Genomic DNA, 522 nt, shown 5'->3' with positions numbered 1-522 from the left:
CGACCTAGTTGGCAAAGGAAGTAACCGCACGCTTGAAAAACTTGAGATTGAAAAGCGCTTTTGGCAAAGCCAAGGTGTTGATTGGAAAATCGTCACAGATGAATTTTTTACACGAGATTTGATAAAAAATCTTGGACTAATCAGAAATACTCGAAGCTCCCTCGCGATTTAATGAAAGTCCCTTTGCATTCGAGTTTTATCGAGTGCCTAGCAAACAGCCGGGAATATTCGTGGACTTTGGCCACCTGTCTAAGAAAAATAGCGTCCCTTCTGTCCATCTCTTATCTAGACGCTCAGGCAATTTTCTTCCATCTGGTTTGGAACAAGGTACTGAAAATAGATTTGATTAACACTCCTCTCCACCTTACTAGTCTAGTTCCTGAATTCGAAGTTTTCCAGATCCCTGTCCAAGGATCGTTGAAGGAGAAAATGTCATGACTGTCCTCGTTAATGAGGTTTTTGAGCCTGTTACCGATCTGTCGGTCATCGCTACGATAGCTAGGCTCATTTACCAAGATGAAA

Annotated in this window: 1 protein-coding gene; it reads left to right on the top strand. The window is 42.1% G+C overall.

Translation table 11 applies throughout. From position 1 onward, the window contains the following. The first annotated feature begins 46 nt into the window (after positions 1 to 46). Positions 47 to 172, top strand: coding sequence for a hypothetical protein (locus HT737_RS32290; RefSeq protein WP_374011228.1), 126 nt, complete (start codon positions 47 to 49; stop codon positions 170 to 172). The last annotated feature ends 350 nt before the right edge of the window (positions 173 to 522 follow it).

Origin of the sequence: Pseudomonas sp. MD195_PC81_125, from assembly GCF_014060985.1 — a bacterium.
Taxonomy (GTDB): domain Bacteria; phylum Pseudomonadota; class Gammaproteobacteria; order Pseudomonadales; family Pseudomonadaceae; genus Aquipseudomonas; species Aquipseudomonas parakoreensis.
Note: the sequence above shows the minus strand (reverse complement) of the source record. Positions and strands in the feature narration are given on the sequence as shown.